General features: G+C 68.6%; 16 protein-coding genes. 15 read left to right on the top strand and 1 reads right to left on the bottom strand.

The features are described 5' to 3' along the window. The 12 genes from ABD104_RS26635 to ABD104_RS26580 all read left to right on the top strand — a co-directional run. Positions 1 to 770 (top strand): Mrp/NBP35 family ATP-binding protein (locus tag ABD104_RS26635; RefSeq protein ID WP_343928533.1); only part of this gene is annotated, 770 nt, incomplete at its 5' end. A gap of 12 nt (positions 771 to 782) precedes the next feature. After that, complete coding sequence (locus ABD104_RS26630) at positions 783 to 1,340, top strand: DUF3305 domain-containing protein (RefSeq protein ID WP_343928532.1); 558 nt, start codon at positions 783 to 785, stop codon at positions 1,338 to 1,340. Beyond that, on the top strand, positions 1,337 to 1,990 hold the full coding sequence (locus tag ABD104_RS26625) for a DUF3306 domain-containing protein (protein ID WP_343928531.1): 654 nt from the start codon (positions 1,337 to 1,339) through the stop codon (positions 1,988 to 1,990). Before ABD104_RS26630 ends, ABD104_RS26625 begins: the two co-directional genes overlap by 4 nt. A 20-nt stretch (positions 1,991 to 2,010) precedes the next feature. Further along, positions 2,011 to 4,104 carry a 4Fe-4S binding protein gene (locus tag ABD104_RS26620; protein WP_343928530.1) on the top strand — a complete coding sequence of 698 codons (2,094 nt, stop codon included), beginning with the start codon at positions 2,011 to 2,013 and terminating at the stop codon, positions 4,102 to 4,104. Next, positions 4,101 to 4,730 carry a TorD/DmsD family molecular chaperone gene (locus tag ABD104_RS26615; protein ID WP_343928529.1) on the top strand — a complete coding sequence of 210 codons (630 nt, stop codon included), beginning with the start codon at positions 4,101 to 4,103 and terminating at the stop codon, positions 4,728 to 4,730. Before ABD104_RS26620 ends, ABD104_RS26615 begins: the two co-directional genes overlap by 4 nt. A gap of 120 nt (positions 4,731 to 4,850) precedes the next feature. Continuing rightward, complete coding sequence (locus ABD104_RS26610; protein WP_087837258.1) at positions 4,851 to 5,057, top strand: twin-arginine translocation signal domain-containing protein; 207 nt, start codon at positions 4,851 to 4,853, stop codon at positions 5,055 to 5,057. A gap of 15 nt (positions 5,058 to 5,072) precedes the next feature. Beyond that, positions 5,073 to 8,045, top strand: coding sequence for a formate dehydrogenase subunit alpha (locus tag ABD104_RS26605; protein WP_343928528.1), 2,973 nt, complete (start codon positions 5,073 to 5,075; stop codon positions 8,043 to 8,045). A 10-nt stretch (positions 8,046 to 8,055) separates the two neighbouring features. Continuing rightward, complete coding sequence (fdh3B, locus tag ABD104_RS26600) at positions 8,056 to 8,700, top strand: formate dehydrogenase FDH3 subunit beta (RefSeq protein ID WP_087837260.1); 645 nt, start codon at positions 8,056 to 8,058, stop codon at positions 8,698 to 8,700. Then, on the top strand, positions 8,700 to 8,933 hold the full coding sequence (locus tag ABD104_RS26595; protein ID WP_343928527.1) for a hypothetical protein: 234 nt from the start codon (positions 8,700 to 8,702) through the stop codon (positions 8,931 to 8,933). The genes fdh3B and ABD104_RS26595 overlap by 1 nt, the downstream gene beginning before the upstream one ends. Positions 8,934 to 8,945: 12 nt before the next feature. After that, complete coding sequence (locus tag ABD104_RS26590) at positions 8,946 to 10,112, top strand: formate dehydrogenase subunit gamma (protein WP_343928526.1); 1,167 nt, start codon at positions 8,946 to 8,948, stop codon at positions 10,110 to 10,112. Between the two features lie 28 nt (positions 10,113 to 10,140). Further along, positions 10,141 to 10,515 (top strand): hypothetical protein, encoded by a 375-nt coding sequence (locus ABD104_RS26585; protein ID WP_343928525.1) that lies wholly within the window; start codon positions 10,141 to 10,143, stop codon positions 10,513 to 10,515. Beyond that, entirely contained in the window at positions 10,512 to 11,393 is an 882-nt protein-coding gene (locus ABD104_RS26580; RefSeq protein ID WP_279817731.1) for a formate dehydrogenase accessory sulfurtransferase FdhD, read from the top strand. Before ABD104_RS26585 ends, ABD104_RS26580 begins: the two co-directional genes overlap by 4 nt. A gap of 10 nt (positions 11,394 to 11,403) precedes the next feature. Here the strand turns inward: ABD104_RS26580 and ABD104_RS26575 are convergent, their stop codons facing one another. Beyond that, positions 11,404 to 12,513: a substrate-binding domain-containing protein gene (locus ABD104_RS26575; RefSeq protein WP_343928524.1), complete on the bottom strand. Its 1,110-nt coding sequence runs from the start codon at positions 12,511 to 12,513 to the stop codon at positions 11,404 to 11,406. 407 nt (positions 12,514 to 12,920) lie between these two features. On the opposite strand from ABD104_RS26575, the gene ABD104_RS26570 reads away from it, so the two are divergent. The 3 genes from ABD104_RS26570 to ABD104_RS26560 are packed head-to-tail and all read left to right on the top strand — an operon-like array spanning position 12,921 to position 15,270. Further along, positions 12,921 to 13,664: an ABC transporter permease gene (locus ABD104_RS26570; RefSeq protein WP_343928523.1), complete on the top strand. Its 744-nt coding sequence runs from the start codon at positions 12,921 to 12,923 to the stop codon at positions 13,662 to 13,664. Then, positions 13,661 to 14,449: an ABC transporter ATP-binding protein gene (locus ABD104_RS26565; RefSeq protein WP_343928522.1), complete on the top strand. Its 789-nt coding sequence runs from the start codon at positions 13,661 to 13,663 to the stop codon at positions 14,447 to 14,449. The genes ABD104_RS26570 and ABD104_RS26565 overlap by 4 nt, the downstream gene beginning before the upstream one ends. Then, the gene (locus ABD104_RS26560) at positions 14,446 to 15,270 is read left to right on the top strand and encodes an ABC transporter substrate-binding protein (RefSeq protein WP_338617751.1); all 825 of its coding nucleotides are present in this window, start codon (positions 14,446 to 14,448) and stop codon (positions 15,268 to 15,270) included. The genes ABD104_RS26565 and ABD104_RS26560 overlap by 4 nt, the downstream gene beginning before the upstream one ends. Positions 15,271 to 15,406: the final 136 nt, after the last annotated feature.

Raw genomic sequence — 15,406 nt, 5'->3', positions numbered from 1 at the left:
GCTTGCTCATGTTCCTCAATCAGGGCTTGCAAAACGGCACGAGCCATGAACAGGGGGTAGCGGCGGGAGTCTATATAATCGTCAGGGATGCGACACCCAGCCAGCCGCTCATGATGGGCATCGACGCACGCCCCGTCAGCGACGACGGCAAGACCATGGAGCCGCTCGAGAACTATGGCGTGCAGGTCATGTCCATCGGCTTCCTCGTCGCCCACGACGAAGCCATGATCTGGCGCGGCCCCATGGCGGTGCAGGCGCTCGAGCAACTGCTGCGGCAAACCAACTGGAAAGACCTCGACTACCTGATCGTCGACATGCCTCCCGGCACCGGCGACATCCAGCTCACGCTCAGCCAGCGCGTGCCCATGACCGGCGCCGTCATCGTCACCACGCCGCAGGACATCGCCCTGCTGGACGCGCGCAAGGGCATCAAGATGTTCGAGAAAGTGGGCGTGCCCATCCTGGGCGTGGTCGAGAACATGGCCGTGCACGTGTGCAGCCAGTGCGGACACGTCGAACACATCTTCGGCGCCGAGGGCGGCAAGAAGATGGCGGCCGAATACGACACGCCCTACCTGGGCGCGCTGCCGCTGGACATCAACATCCGGCTGCAGGCCGACAGCGGCAGGCCCTCGGTGGTGGCCGACCCCGATGGCGAGATCGCCGGCCTGTACAAGACCGTCGCGCGCCAGGTGGCCGTGGCCATCGCCGCCCGGAACAAGGACTTCTCGTCCAAGTTCCCCACCATCTCCATCAGCGCCGATTCCTGACCCGAGGCCGCCATGACCAGCCAGGCTCCCCGCATCGACGTCGCCGTGATCATGCGCAAGGAGCGGGTCCACGGCCCGATGAGCCGGTGGCAGCCCTGGCGGTGGACCCTGGCGGACGTGGTGGCCGACGAGCCGGCGTTCGGCGGCGCGCCCCACCGGCTGCGCCAGGACGCGCACGGCGAACTGTGGCTGCATCCCGGCTTCGCGGTCGAGCTGTTCAAGGACGACGCCGAGGGCTACTACCTGAACGCCACGACCGAGGCGCCCTGCTGGTTCGTGATGTGGCGCATGCAGGAAGCGGCGGGCCCGGACGATGAACCGCTGGCGCGACCGGAGCTGGTCACGCTCAGCTACTACCACGCCGGCCGGCTGCTGGACGCCCAGGAAACGGTCGAACAGGTGCCCGCCCCCGCCGACGTCGTGGGCTGGCTGCGGGCCTTCGTGGTGGAACACTACGTGGCCGAACCCAAGCGCAAGCGGCGCCCGGTCAGCTTCGTGCCGTTGCAGGACCGCTTCGGCAACCCGGCGTCGGTCAGCACCGGCCGGCGCAAGCACGGCGAAGAACCATGAGCGGCGACGGCGAAGGCTTCCTCGGCCGCTGGTCGCGGCGCAAGGCCCGGTCGCGGGCAGGCATGGGGGACGAACGGCCGGTCGACGCCGCTTCCGCTCCCGAGGCCGAGCCGGGGCCGCTCGAGGCCTCGCCGGGCGTGCCCGCCGCGCCGTCCACGCATCCGCAGGACCATCCCCAGGGCGAGGCCCACGACGCCGGCGCGGCGCAGGCGCCGGACACCGCCGCCAAGGCAGCGCCCGCCCCGACGCGGGAAGACCTGGCCGCGCTGACGCATGACTCCGATTTCTCGCCCTTCATGCGGCCGGCGGTCGAGCCCGACGTCAAGCTGGCCGCGCTCAAGAAACTTTTCTCCGACCCGCACTACAACGTCATGGACGGGCTGGACGTCTACATCGACGACTATTCCTCGCCCGAGAAGCTGCCCGCATCCACGCTCAGGCAGATGGTGAGCGCGCGCGTGCTGGCCCTGGTCCAGGACGATCCCGCCCCGCCTGCGGGCGATGCGGCGCCCGGCCACGCCCCCGCAAGCAAGGAGCCGGCCGATGATGGCGCGCGGGGTTCCGTGCTAGAGTCTGGCGCATCCACAGGCCAAGCGCCCAGCGACGGCCAGACGCATTTCGACTTTCCCGAGCCCGATCCTCCCAGGTAGCCGGGCTCCCTCGAGCGCCCATGCCCACACTGATCTGCGACTGCAACAACACCATGCCCCTGGACGCCGATGCACTCGGCGCGGCATTGGACGAAAAGCTGGTTCTGCACTCCACGCTCTGCCGCCACGAGGCCGGCGCGTTCCAGCAGGCCGTCACGGGCACCGCTTCCGTCATCGTCGCCTGTACGCAGGAGAAGCGCCTGTTCGCGCAGATAGGCGAGCACACCGAGGCCGCCGTCGCCCCCGTGCGCTTCGTCAACATCCGCGAGACCGGAGGCTGGAGCCGCGAGGCCCCGAAAGCCACGCCCAAGCTGGCGGCGCTGCTGGCGGCCGCCCGGCTGCCGGACCCCGAACCGGTCCCCACCGTCAGCTATCGCAGCGCGGGGCGCCTGCTCATCGTCGGCCCGCTGGACGAGGCCGAACGCGCCGCGGCGATGCTGGCGGACACGCTTGACGTCACCATCTTCGCGCGCGGCCCGGGCACGGCGGACGCGAGCCAGGAACGGCGCCATCCCGTGCTGGCGGGCCGCCTGGAATCGCTGCAAGGCTGGCTGGGCGCATTCGACCTGGCATGGGTGCAGGACAACCCCATCGATCTCGACCTGTGCACGCGCTGCAATGCCTGCCTTGCCGCGTGTCCCGAAGGCGCCATAGGGCTCGACTACCAGATCGACCGCGCCCGGTGCCGCGACCATCGCGCCTGCATGGCGGCCTGTACGACCGCGGGCGCCATCGACTTCGCCCGCGCCCCCGAACGGCAGGAAGCGCGCTTCGACCTGGTCCTGGAGCTGGGTGGCGGCACGCTGTTCGCGCAGCATGCGCCGCCGCAGGGCTACTTCGCCTGGAACGGCGCGGACCCGGCCCCGCTCTTGCGCCTGCGCGAGCTCGTGGGCGAATTCGAGAAGCCCAAGTTCTTCGACTACAAGCAATCGCTGTGCGCGCACAGCCGCAACGACACGATAGGCTGCCGCGCCTGCGTCGACATCTGCTCGGCCCTCGCCATCGAAAGCGACAAGGCGCGCCAGCAGATCAAGGTCAATCCCAACCTGTGCGTGGGCTGCGGCGCCTGTACCACCGCCTGCCCGACCGGCGCGATCACCTACGCCTATCCGCGCATGACGGACCAGGGCGCGGTGCTGCGCACGCTGCTGTCCACCTATGCGCGGGCCGGCGGCCAGGCCCCGGTCCTGCTGGTGCACAGCCAGGAGGCCGGCCGCGCGATGGTCGAACGCCTGGGCCGCGACGCCAGCCTGGGCAGGCTCCACGGCCTGCCCGCCAACGTCATCCCGCTGGGAGTCTGGCACACCGCCAGCCTCGGCCTGGAAGCGTGGCTGGGCGCCGTCGCGCTGGGCGCCTCGCAGGTCGCCATCCTGGCCACGGCCGAGGAAGCGCCGCAGTACCTGGACAACCTGGCCGCGCAGCTCGCGGTGGGCCAGGCCATCCTCGACGGCCTGGGCTATGCGGGACCGCACCTGCACCTGCTGCGCCCCGATACGCCGCAGGCGCTGGACGCGGCGCTGCGGGAGCTGGCGGCGCGGCGTCCCGGGGTGCCGGCCGCGCCGGCGCGCTTCGCCATGGTGCGCGAGAAACGCAGCACGCTGGACCTCGCGCTGGACCACCTGATCGCCCACGCCCCGGCCGCACGCGACGAGATTGCCCTGCCCGGCGGCCCGCCGGGCACCGGCTCGCCCCTCGGCGGCCTGGCCATCGACAAGGACGCCTGTACGCTGTGCATGAGCTGCGTGGGCGCCTGTCCGTCCAGCGCCCTGCTCGACAATCCGGACGCGCCCCAGCTGCGTTTCCTGGAAAAGAATTGCGTGCAGTGCGGGCTGTGCGTCGAGACCTGTCCCGAGGACGCGCTCGCCCTCGTGCCGCGCCTGCTTTCCACGCCCGAACGCACCCGGCCGCGCGTGCTGAACGAAACGGCCCCCTACCACTGCGTGCGTTGCAGCAAGCCCTTCGGCACGCAAAAGGCGATCGAAGCCATGCTGGCCCGGCTGAGCGGCCACCCGATGTTCCAGGGCGCCGGCCTGGAACGGCTGAAGATGTGCGGCGATTGCCGCGTGATCGACCTGTACTCCGGCGCCAACGAAACGCGCATCACCGATCTATGAACGCTTCCATTTCCCCCGCCGACATCGGCTCGGCCTCGCTCGACGAGGAAATCGCCCGCGCCGAGCTGTACGGCGTGCTGGCGCGCCTGTTCTACGCCCCGCCGGATCCGGACTTCGCGGCCGGCCTGCGCGCGGCGGCCACCGAGGCGCCGATGGCGGGCGCCTTCCTGGAAGCTCCGTGGCGCGACCTCGTGGCCGCGGCCCGGGCCGCCGACGATCCGTCGCTGCGCGACGAGTACGAAACGCTGTTCGGCGGCCTGGGCAAGCCCGAGGTCTACCTGTACGGGTCGCACTACCTGAACGGCTTCCTGAACGAAAAATCGCTGATCGCGCTGAGGAACGACCTGGCCGCCCTGGGCCTGGCCCGGAATCCGGCCATGCCCGAGACCGAGGATCACATCGCCTACCTGTGCGAGGTCATGCGCTACCTGATCGCCGGAGACGACGCCGGACAGTGCCATCTCGCCAATCAGCGGAAATTCTTCGGCGACCACCTGCTGCCGTGGGTGCCCGCCATGTGCGACGCCCTGTCGGCCCACCCGCGCGCCCGCTTCTACGCGGCGCTGGGCGAATTCACGCGGGCCTTCGCCAGCGTGGAGGCGCAGGGCTTCGACATGCTGCCCTGACCGGGCTACGGTCGAGGGTATACCCGAGGCGTGGCGCGGCTGGCGGCATTGCCTGTAACTGGTTACCGGGGGTACAGTATGCACAGCACTTCATATCTGCCAGCCCCAACGGAGACAGAGATGCCCAAGACCGCCGCCAACCTATCCCGCCGGGGTTTCTTCGTGGGTGCCGCCACCGCCGGCGCCGCCGCCGTCGGGGCGGCCGTCGCGCCCTCGCTGCGCCCCGATCCGGCCCCGCAGGCAGACGCCAAGCCCGCCCCCGAACGAGGCGGCGGCTACAGCGTGACCGACCACGTCAAGCGCTACTACAAGTCCACGCTGGTCTAACCACCGGAGCACGGCATGTTGCTGACCAAGAAAACGGGCGCCGGCGACTCCGGCGCATCCTCTTCCTCGTTCGTCCACAGCCTGCGCCGCGGCATGGCCCACGCGCTGCCCACCATGGACCGCCGCACCTTCCTGCGCCGCTCGGGCCTGGGCGTGGGCGCGGGGCTCGCGGCCACGCAGCTCGGCCTGGTCAGGAAGGCCGGCGCCGCCGACGGCGACCAGAAGGCCGGCACCGGCAAGGGCAAGGTCGAGGTCCGGCGCACCGTCTGTACCCACTGTTCGGTGGGCTGCGCGATCGACGCCGTGGTCGAGAACGGCGTCTGGGTCCGCCAGGAACCCGTGTTCGATTCGCCCATCAACCTGGGCGCGCATTGCGCCAAGGGCGCCTCGGTGCGCGAGCACGGGCACGGCGAGCACCGCCTGCGCTATCCGATGAAGCTGGTCGACGGCAAGTACCAGCGCATCAGCTGGGACACCGCGCTCGAGGAAATCTCGGCCCGCATGCTGCAGCTGCGCAAGGAAAGCGGCCCGGACTCGGTCTACGTCATCGGCTCGTCCAAGCACAACAACGAGCAGTCCTACCTGCTGCGCAAGTTCATGAGCTTCTGGGGCAGCAACAACTGCGACCACCAGGCTCGGATCTGCCACTCGACCACGGTCGCCGGCGTCGCCAACACCTGGGGCTACGGCGCGATGACCAACTCGTACAACGACATGCAGAACGCCAAGGCGGCGCTCTACATCGGCTCGAACGCCGCGGAGGCCCATCCGGTGTCCATGCTGCACCTGCTGCACGCCAAGGAAACCGGCTGCAAGGTCATGGTGGTCGATCCGCGCTTCACCCGCACCGCCGCCAAGGCCGACAAGTACATCCGCATCCGTTCGGGCACCGACGTCGCCTTCCTGTTCGGCGTGCTCTATCACATCTTCAAGAACGGCTGGGAAGACAAGAAGTACATCGACGCCCGCGTCTACGGCATGGACCAGGTCAAGGCCGACGTCATGGCCAAGTGGACGCCGGACAAGGTGCAGGACGTCTGCGGCGTGGACGAGGCCACGGTGTACGAAGTGGCCAGGACCATGGCCGAGAACCGTCCCAGCACGCTGGTGTGGTGCATGGGCCAGACCCAGCACTCCATCGGCAACGCCATGGTGCGCGCCTCGTGCATCGTGCAGCTGGCGCTGGGCAACATCGGCGTCTCAGGCGGCGGCGCCAACATCTTCCGCGGCCATGACAACGTGCAGGGCGCCACCGACGTCGGCCCCAACCCCGATTCGCTGCCGGGCTACTACGGCCTGGCCGAGGGCTCGTGGCGCCACTACGCCAAGGTCTGGGACGTCGACTACGACTGGATCAAGAGCCGCTACGCCTCGCCGGCGATGATGACCAAGTCGGGCATCACCGTCTCGCGCTGGATAGACGGCGTGCTGGAAAAGAACGACGTCATCGACCAGGATTCCAACCTGCGCGCCGTCTTCTACTGGGGCCACGCGCCCAACTCGCAGACGCGCGGCCTGGAAATGAAGCGGGCCATGGACAAGCTCGACCTGCTGGTCGTGATCGATCCCTACCCTTCGGCCACCGCCGCCATGGCGGCCATGCCCGGCAAGAGCGAGGACCTGAACCCCAACCGCGCCGTCTACCTGCTGCCCGCGGCCACGCAGTTCGAGACCAGCGGCTCCTGTACCGCCTCGAACCGCTCGCTGCAATGGCGCGAGAAGGTCATCGAGCCGCTGTGGGAGAGCCGCACCGACCACATGATCATGTACCAGCTTGCGCAAAAACTCGGCTTCGGCGCCGAGCTGTGCAAGAACTACAAGATGCAGAAGGTCAAGGGCATGGACGAGCCCGTGATCGAGGACATCCTGCGCGAGATCAACCGCAGCAACTGGACCATCGGCTACACCGGCCAGAGCCCCGAACGGCTCAAGGCCCACATGCGGCTGATGCACGCCTTCGACGTCAAGACCCTGCGCGCCAAGGGCAGCGTGGTCGACAAGGAAACCGGCTACGACATCCAGGGCGACTACTTCGGCCTGCCCTGGCCCTGTTTCGGCACGCCCGAGCTCAAGCACCCCGGCTCGCCCAACCTGTACGACACCTCCCGCCACGTCATGGACGGCGGCGGCAACTTCCGCGCCAACTTCGGCGTGGAACGCAACGGCGTCAACCTGCTGGCCGAGGACGGCTCCCATTCCAAGGGTGCCGACATCCCCACCGGCTATCCGGAATTCGACCACGTGCTGATGAAGAAGCTCGGCTGGTGGGACGAACTGACCGACGCCGAGAAGGCGGCGGCCGAGGGCAAGAACTGGAAGACCGACCTGTCGGGCGGCATCATCCGCGTGGTGATGAAGAACCACGGCTGCCACCCCTTCGGCAACGCCAAGGCACGCGCGGTGGTGTGGAACTTCCCCGATCCCATCCCGCAGCATCGCGAACCGATCTACGGCACGCGTCCCGACCTGGTCGCCAAGTACCCCACCCACGACGACATGAAGACCTTCTGGCGCCTGCCGACGCTGTACAAGTCGCTGCAGCAGAAGAACGTCGAGGACAAGCTGTACGAGAAATTCCCCATCATCCTCACGTCCGGCCGCCTGACCGAATACGAGGGCGGCGGCGACGAAACCCGGTCCAACCCCTGGCTGGCCGAGCTGCAGCAGGAGAGCTTCGTCGAGATCAACCCCAAGGCGGCCGCCGAGCGCGGCATCACCAACGGTTCGCGCTGCTGGGTCGTCACGCCCACCGGCGCACGGCTCAACGTGCAGGCCCTGGTCACCGAACGGGTCGGGCCGGACACCGCGTTCATGCCCTTCCACTTCGCCGGCCGCTGGCAGGGCAAGGACCTCCTGGCCTACTACCCCGAGGGCGCGGCCCCCATCGTGCGCGGCGAGGCGGTCAACACCGCAACCACCTATGGCTACGACAGCGTCACCATGATGCAGGAAACCAAGACCACCATCTGCAACATCGAGAAGGCATAAGGAGCGCGCCATGGCCAGAATGAAGTTCATCTGCGATGCGGAGCGCTGCATCGAATGCAACGCCTGCGTCACCGCGTGCAAGAACGAGCACGAGGTGCCGTGGGGCGTGAACCGCCGCCGCGTGGTCACGCTGAACGACGGCGTGCCGGGCGAGAAATCCATCTCGGTGGCGTGCATGCACTGTAGCGACGCGCCCTGCATGGCGGTCTGCCCCGTCAACTGCTTCTATCACACCGACGAAGGCGTGGTGCTGCACAACAAGGACACCTGCATAGGCTGCGGCTACTGCTCGTACGCCTGTCCGTTCGGTGCACCGCAGTTCCCCTCGCAGGGTACCTTCGGCGTGCGCGGCAAGATGGACAAGTGCACGTTCTGCGCCGGCGGCCCCGAGGCCCACGGCAGCGAGGAAGAGTTCAAGAAGTACGGCCGCAACCGGCTGGCCGAGGGCAAGCTGCCCGCCTGCGCCGAGATGTGCTCGACCAAGGCGCTGCTGGGCGGCGACGGCGACGTGATCGCCGACATCTTCCGCACCCGCGTGGTCACGCGCGGCAAGGGCGCCGAAGTCTGGGGCTGGGGCACGGCCTACGGCTCCAAGCAGGCCGGCCAGCCGCCGCAGAACCCGCAGCCGGGCGGCACGAACACCGGAGGCAAGTGATGAAAGCCAGCATCTTTCTCGCCGTCCTGCTCGTTTTCGGCACGGCCGCCTGTACCGAACGTGACCAGTCGCTCTACCAGGGCAAGGTCCAGAACGGCGAGCCCGCGTACAAGGGCACGGGCGTCTCGGCCTTCACCGCGCCGGGCTGGTCGCCGGGCGACCGGAACAGCTGGGAGCAGGAACTCAAGACCCGGGCCCAGCAAGGCCAGAACGAATACACCCGGGTGAACTGACCGGAGGTCGCCATGTTACGGTCGCTACTTGCCGCGCTGGCGCTGTTCGGCGCCATGCTGGGATCCCCCGCCGCCCAGGCGGCGGATGCCGCGCAGCCCCCCGCCGGCACCTCGATGGGTGCCATCCAGAGCGCCAACATCTTCGAGGTCAAGCCCGACGCCAGCCAGGACCCGGGCTATGCCGACCAGACCAACGCCGAACGCGCCAAGGTCCAGCCGGGCAACAACGCGCCGAACTGGCGCTTGGTCAACTCCGGGCAGCCGGGCTATAGCAGCCTGCCGCGCAGCGAAGCTCCGGAAGCCGGCGTGCTGATCCAGCGTTTCGTGCAGTACCCGGGCTCGAAATACACCTCGGCCGGCGAAGCCTGGCGCCAGGTGCGCAACAACTGGCTGATCCCCTACGGCGGCTCGCTGCTGCTGATCGTGCTGGTGGCCATCGCGCTGTTCTATTTCACCAAGGGCCCGCTCACCGTCCACGGCGCCGAGACCGGCCGCAAGATCGAACGCTTCACGTACTTCGAACGGGCGGCCCACTGGGTCAACGCCATCGCCTTCGTGATCCTGGCGGTCTCGGGCCTGATCATGGCCTTCGGCAAGTTCTTCCTGCTGCCCATCATGGGCAGTGCCCTGTTCGGCTGGATGACCTGGCTGCTCAAGACCGCCCACAACTTCGTGGGGCCGCTGTTCGCGGTCTCGCTGGTGGTGGTCTTCCTCACCTTCATCCGCGACAACCTGCCCACGCGCGACGACATGGTCTGGCTGCGCAAGGGCGGCGGACTGTTCAACGGCCAGCACATCCCCACCGGCCGCTTCAACGCCGGGGAAAAGCTCGTGTTCTGGGGCGGCGTGCTGTTCCTGGGCTTCATCGTCATCGGGTCCGGGCTGGTGCTGGACCGGGTCATCCCCGGCCTGGTCTACACCCGCGGCACCATGCAGGTCGCGCACATGGTCCATGCCGTGGCGACCATCCTGATGATGTGCATGTTCATGGGCCACATCTACCTGGGCACCATAGGCATGAAGGGCGCCTACAAGGCCATGAAGACCGGCTACGTGGACGAGGCCTGGGCCCGCGAGCACCACGAACTCTGGTACAACGACATCCAGGCGGGCAAGATCCCCGCCCAGCGCACCCAGCCCGCCCAGAAGAAGCCGGACACCCGGCCGGCGAACGCCTGAACCGCCGGCCCCGACCAGGAGATCCTGCATGAAAACCGCCCTCGCGCTGCTGCTGGCCGTCTTCTCCACCGCCTCCCTGGCCAAGCTGCCCCCACCCAGCCCCGAGGCCCAGGCCAAGGCGGCCGAAGCGGCCGCCCGCACGGCCTGGGCCGCCAAGGTCGACGGCTACAAGCTCTGCCAGGCGCAGGACAAGGCCGCGGCCGCCTATTTCGCCAGCGCGCGCGCCGCCGGCAAGCCCGTCCACGCATCCGCGTCCACGCCGCCCTGCGCCGATCCGGGCCCGTTCGTCTACACGCCGCCCGAAGCCAAGCCGCTGGAGGCCGCAGGCGCGCACTCTCCTTCGGAAACGGCCAAGGCGCCGCACAACACCGCCGCGCCCGACGCCGCCACGCCCAAACAGTGACCGCATCGCCCCGCCACCGTCCTTTCCTGACCGATGCCCGTGCCCCGCTGACGCGCGAGATCGCCGTCGTCAACGAACACGGCATACGCGATACGGTTTCCATCCCGGCCGAGCGCTCGCTGACCGTCTACGTCGACAAGCGTGAACTGGTCACGCTGATGACCCTGGGCGCCATGCCCGAACTGCTGGTGCTGGGTTATCTGCGCAACCAGCGCCTGGTGCGTTCGATAGACGAGGTCGAGGCGGTCACGGTCGATTGGGAAGTCCAGGCGGCGGCCGTGCAGACACGCGACGGCATCCAGGACCTGGAAGCCCGCACCTCCCAGCGCGTGGTCACCACCGGCTGCGGCCAGGGCAGCGTCTTTGGCGGGCTGATGGACGAGATCGACGACATCCGCCTGCCCGGCGACGCGCGTCTCACCCAGGGCCAGCTCTACGGCCTGCTGGATGCCATACGGCTGCAGGAAACCACCTACAAGTCCGCCGGCTCCGTGCACGGGTGCGCGTTGTTCCAGGGCGAGCGCATGCTGATGTTCGTCGAGGACGTGGGACGCCACAACGCCATCGACACCATCGCCGGATGGATGTGGCTGCAGGACCCGGCCCGGATGGCGGGCGACGACAAGGTGTTCTACACCACGGGGCGGCTCACCAGCGAAATGATCATCAAGGCGGCGCAGATGGGCATCCCCATCGTCGTCTCGCGCAGCGGCATCACGCAGATGGGCTACGAGCTGGCCGAGCGGCTGGGCCTGTGCGCGATCGGCCGGGCCACCAACAAGCATTTCCTTTGCTATACGGCGCCCTGGCGCCTGACGCTGCAGCCGGAACTGGCGGCGGCGCCGCGCCCCGCACGCACCGCGCCGCAGGGCGCCTGACCGCGCGGGCTCAGGCGCGCTTGCCGGCCTTGGGCGTGCGGAAACTCCACCAGGGCAGCACGCGCCGCATCGACAACACCTCGCCGCTTTGCTGCGGCTGGTACCCCGGCATCGCCGCCAGCTTGCGCTGCCAGGACTCGCTGCGCAGGATGCCCAGCAAGGCCTGGGTCGAAGGCAGCTCCAGCGTGGATTTCAGGCACACCAGGAAATAGTTCTCGGACACCAGCGGGATGAAATCCAGCCGGCTGGCCCGCGCCGCGACCTCGATGCCCAGGCCCGCGTCCGCGGCGCCCGAGGCCACCGCATGCGCCACCGCCGCGTGCGATGGCTCGGTGTGAGCATAGCCCTGGATGGCCGACGCAGGCAAGTCGTGCCTGGCCAGCAGTTCATCCAGCAGCACCCGCGTGCCGGTGCCCAGCGGACGATTCACGAAGCGCACAGCGGGCCGCGCGAGATCGGCCAGCGACACAATGCCCAGCGGGTTGCCCCGCGCCACCATCAGCCCCTGGCTGCGGCGCGCGAAGCCGATGATCTTGTGCTGCCCGGGCCGCAGCAGCGGCTTGTACGTGCGCTCGGCCAACGACCCCGGCGGGGAATCGGCGGGGACATGGAACCCCGCCATCACGCACCGGCCCTCGTTCAACGCCTTGATCGCATCGACGCTGCCGGTGAAACGTATGTCCAGGTGCAGCTTGTCGCTGGCCACGGCGTGCTCGCGCAGCGATGCCAGTGCGTCGTCATGGCTGGCATGCAGGGCCACCACGTGGGCGGCATCGTCGAACGCCACCGCGAAGGCGCGCTCCAGGTCGGCGTACAAGGCGCCGATCTGCGGCGCCAGGCGCGCCTGCGCCTGCCGCTCGGCCCATAGCAGCTTGTTGCCGAACTCGGACAGCCGGGCCGGCTGGCCCTTGTCCCAGACCACCAGCGCGTGCCCGAGACTCTTTTCCCAGCGCTTGAGCTCGCCCCAGACGTGACGATAGGACAGGTCCAGGGCCTTGGCGGCGGCCGAGATCGAACCCTGCTCGCGTATGGCATGCAGCAGGTCCATCAGCGGATTGCGGATGGAGGCGGCGTTGGCGCGCAGTACGCCGAAGGTGTAGGAGAGTTCGATTTGATGCACTGAAGGAGTATATATGACCCCCCCCTACGCGCTTCGCGCGCCCCCCAGGGGGCGATGCGGGTGGACCGGCGGAGCCGGATCCACCGCATCCTGGGTCTAGTACCGCTGTCTTGAGTTGTGGCGCCGGTGCTTCGCTGGCTGCCAGCGGTAGCAACGGTGTGGCGTACCAAGAAACGGGTACTAGACCCAGGGCGCCGCGGATCCGGCTTTGCCGGTCCGCTAGTGCCGCCCCTTGAGGGGCGCGGCCATAGGCCGCGTGGGGTGGGCTCTCCTGCCGGTCCGCCAGCGCCGCCCCCTTGAGGGGGAGCGGCCAAAGGCCGCTTGGGGGTGGGACACCTATGCACGCTGCTTCATATCGCTTCGGCTGTCGCACTCCGTTACGCTGGGGCGGCACATTTGAAGACGGCATGAACACTCTTGCGGAAAGCGCGGGCACAGCGCTGCGCCTTATCACTTCTCTCGATCCCGTCCTGCTCGACATCGTCCGGCTGTCGCTGGCGGTCAGCGCCTGCGCCTGTCTGCTGGCCTGTGCCGCCGGGCTGGTGCTGGGAGCATGGCTGGGGGTGGCGCGGTTCCCCGGGCGGGGGGCCGTGCTGACGCTGCTCAATACCATGCTGGCGCTGCCGTCCGTCGTGGTGGGGCTGCTGGTCTATCTGCTGCTGTCGCGTTCGGGCCCCCTGGGCTTTCTGGGCTGGATGTTCTCGTTCCAGGCCATGGTGGTGGCGCAATCCATCCTGGTGCTGCCGGTGGTCATGGCGTTGACGCGGCAGGCGGTCGAGGATGCCGACCGCAGCCATGGCGAACAGTTGCGTTCGCTGGGCGCGGGCACTTTCATGCGCGGGCTGCTGCTGACCTGGGACGAGCGTTTCGCGCTGCTGACCATCCTCATCGCGGCATTCGGCCGCGCCGTCTCGGAAGTGGGCGCCGTGATGGTCGTCGGCGGCAACATCGAAGGCTATACGCGGGTCATGACGACGGCCATCGCGCTCGAGACCAGCAAGGGCGACCTGCCGCTGGCCGTGGCGCTGGGCATGGTGCTGCTGACCGTGGTCCTGCTGCTGAACACGCTGATCTCGCTGGTGCGCCGCTGGCGCGAACGGCGCGACGCGGGCCTGTCCGCCTGGCTGCGCATGCCGGACCCGGCCGCATGAAGCGCGCGGCCTCGATCATGCCCCTGGGCGTCGACACGGATGCCGCGCTCCCGGCCGTGCCGGACCTGCGGGCGCCGGCCCCTGCCCCGGTCCTGTTCTCGCTGCGCGGCGTCGACCTGCACTACGGGCCGGTACGCGCGCTGCACGATGTCGACCTGTCCATTCATGCGGGGGAACGCGTCGCGCTGGTCGGCACCAACGGCAGCGGCAAGAGCACGCTGCTGCGCGTGCTGCATGGCCTGCTCGCTCCCTCCTCGGGCACCGTTTCCTGTCTGCCGCGCAACCGACAGGCCCTGGTGTTCCAGCGGCCGCACATGATGCGCACCTCGGTGCGCAACAACGTCGCGCTGGGGCTGTGGCTGCGGGGCATGGGCTGGCGCCGGGCGCGGCAGGCCGCCATGGGCGCGCTGGCGCGCGTCGACATGGCCGAACTGGCCGGCCGCAACGCCAAGGCGCTGTCCGGCGGACAGCAACAGCGGGTGGCCCTGGCCCAGGCGTGGGCCATGGACGCGGACGCCCTGCTGCTGGACGAGCCCACCGCCAATCTCGATCCGCACGCCAAGCGCGAAGTGGAAGCCTTGATGCAGGAATTCGCGCAGCCGCGTTCGGGACGCACCATGACCATGGTGTTCAGCAGCCACAACCTGGGCCAGGTCAAGCGCCTGGCAAGCCGGGTGGTCTATCTGGAGAGGGGCCGCGTCCTGGCGGACCTTCCCGTCCATGCTTTCTTCAACGGGCCGCTGCCCGAGGAAGCCGGTCTTTTCGTCAAAGGAGAAAAAATATGAAGCTCTTCCACCGCCTGCGTCCGCTGGTCCTGGGCTGCCTGCTGCCCGCGGCCGCCGCCCTGGCCAGCCTGCCCGCGGCCGCCGAAACCATCGTCATGGCTTCGACCACCTCGACCGAGCAGTCCGGCCTGTTCGCCCACCTGCTGCCCGCCTTCAAGAAGGCCAGCGGCATCGACATCAAGGTCGTCGCGCAAGGCACGGGGCAGGCGCTGGACACCGGTCGGCGCGGGGATGCCGACGTCCTGTTCGTGCACGACCAGGCCGCCGAGGAGAAATTCATCGCCGAGGGCTATGGCGTGAAGCGCTATCCGGTCATGTACAACGACTTCGTGCTGATCGGCCCCGCCGCCGACCCCGCCGGCGTCAAGGGCAAGGACATCGTCCAGGCGCTGAAGAAGCTGTCGGCGGCGAACGCCGAATTCATTTCCCGCGGCGACAAGAGCGGCACGCACTCGGCCGAGCTGCGCTACTGGAAGGAGGCCGGCCTGGACGACAAAAAGGGCGGCGGTTACAAGGCTTGCGGCTGCGGCATGGGGCCCGCGCTGAACATGGCCTCGTCCACCGGCGCCTACGTGCTGTCGGACCGCGGCACCTGGCTCAGCTTCAAGAACCGGGGCAACCTGGCCATCCTCGTGGAAGGGGACGAACGCCTCTTCAACCAGTATGGCGTGATGGTCGTCAACCCGGCCAAGCATCCGCACGTCAAGGTCGCGGCCGCGCAGAAGTTCGTGGATTGGGTCATTTCCCCCGCCGGCCAGCAAACCATCGCCAGCTACAAGATCGACGGCCAGCAGTTGTTCTTCCCCAACGCCAAACCGTGACGGCCGGCCCGGCCTCGCGCCGGGCACTTGCCACGCCTGACCCGGGCGGCCTTTCCAGGCCGCTTTTTTTTCGTCTGGGCACCTTGTGCCGACCACTCCGGCGTTTACAAATTCACTATTGAAATAGAATTGATAA

It is taken from the genome of Pigmentiphaga daeguensis, assembly GCF_039523035.1.
In the GTDB taxonomy this organism is placed as follows: domain Bacteria; phylum Pseudomonadota; class Gammaproteobacteria; order Burkholderiales; family Burkholderiaceae_B; genus Pigmentiphaga; species Pigmentiphaga daeguensis.
The sequence above is the reverse complement of the archived record's forward strand: the minus strand, read 5'-3'. Positions and strand labels throughout refer to the sequence as shown.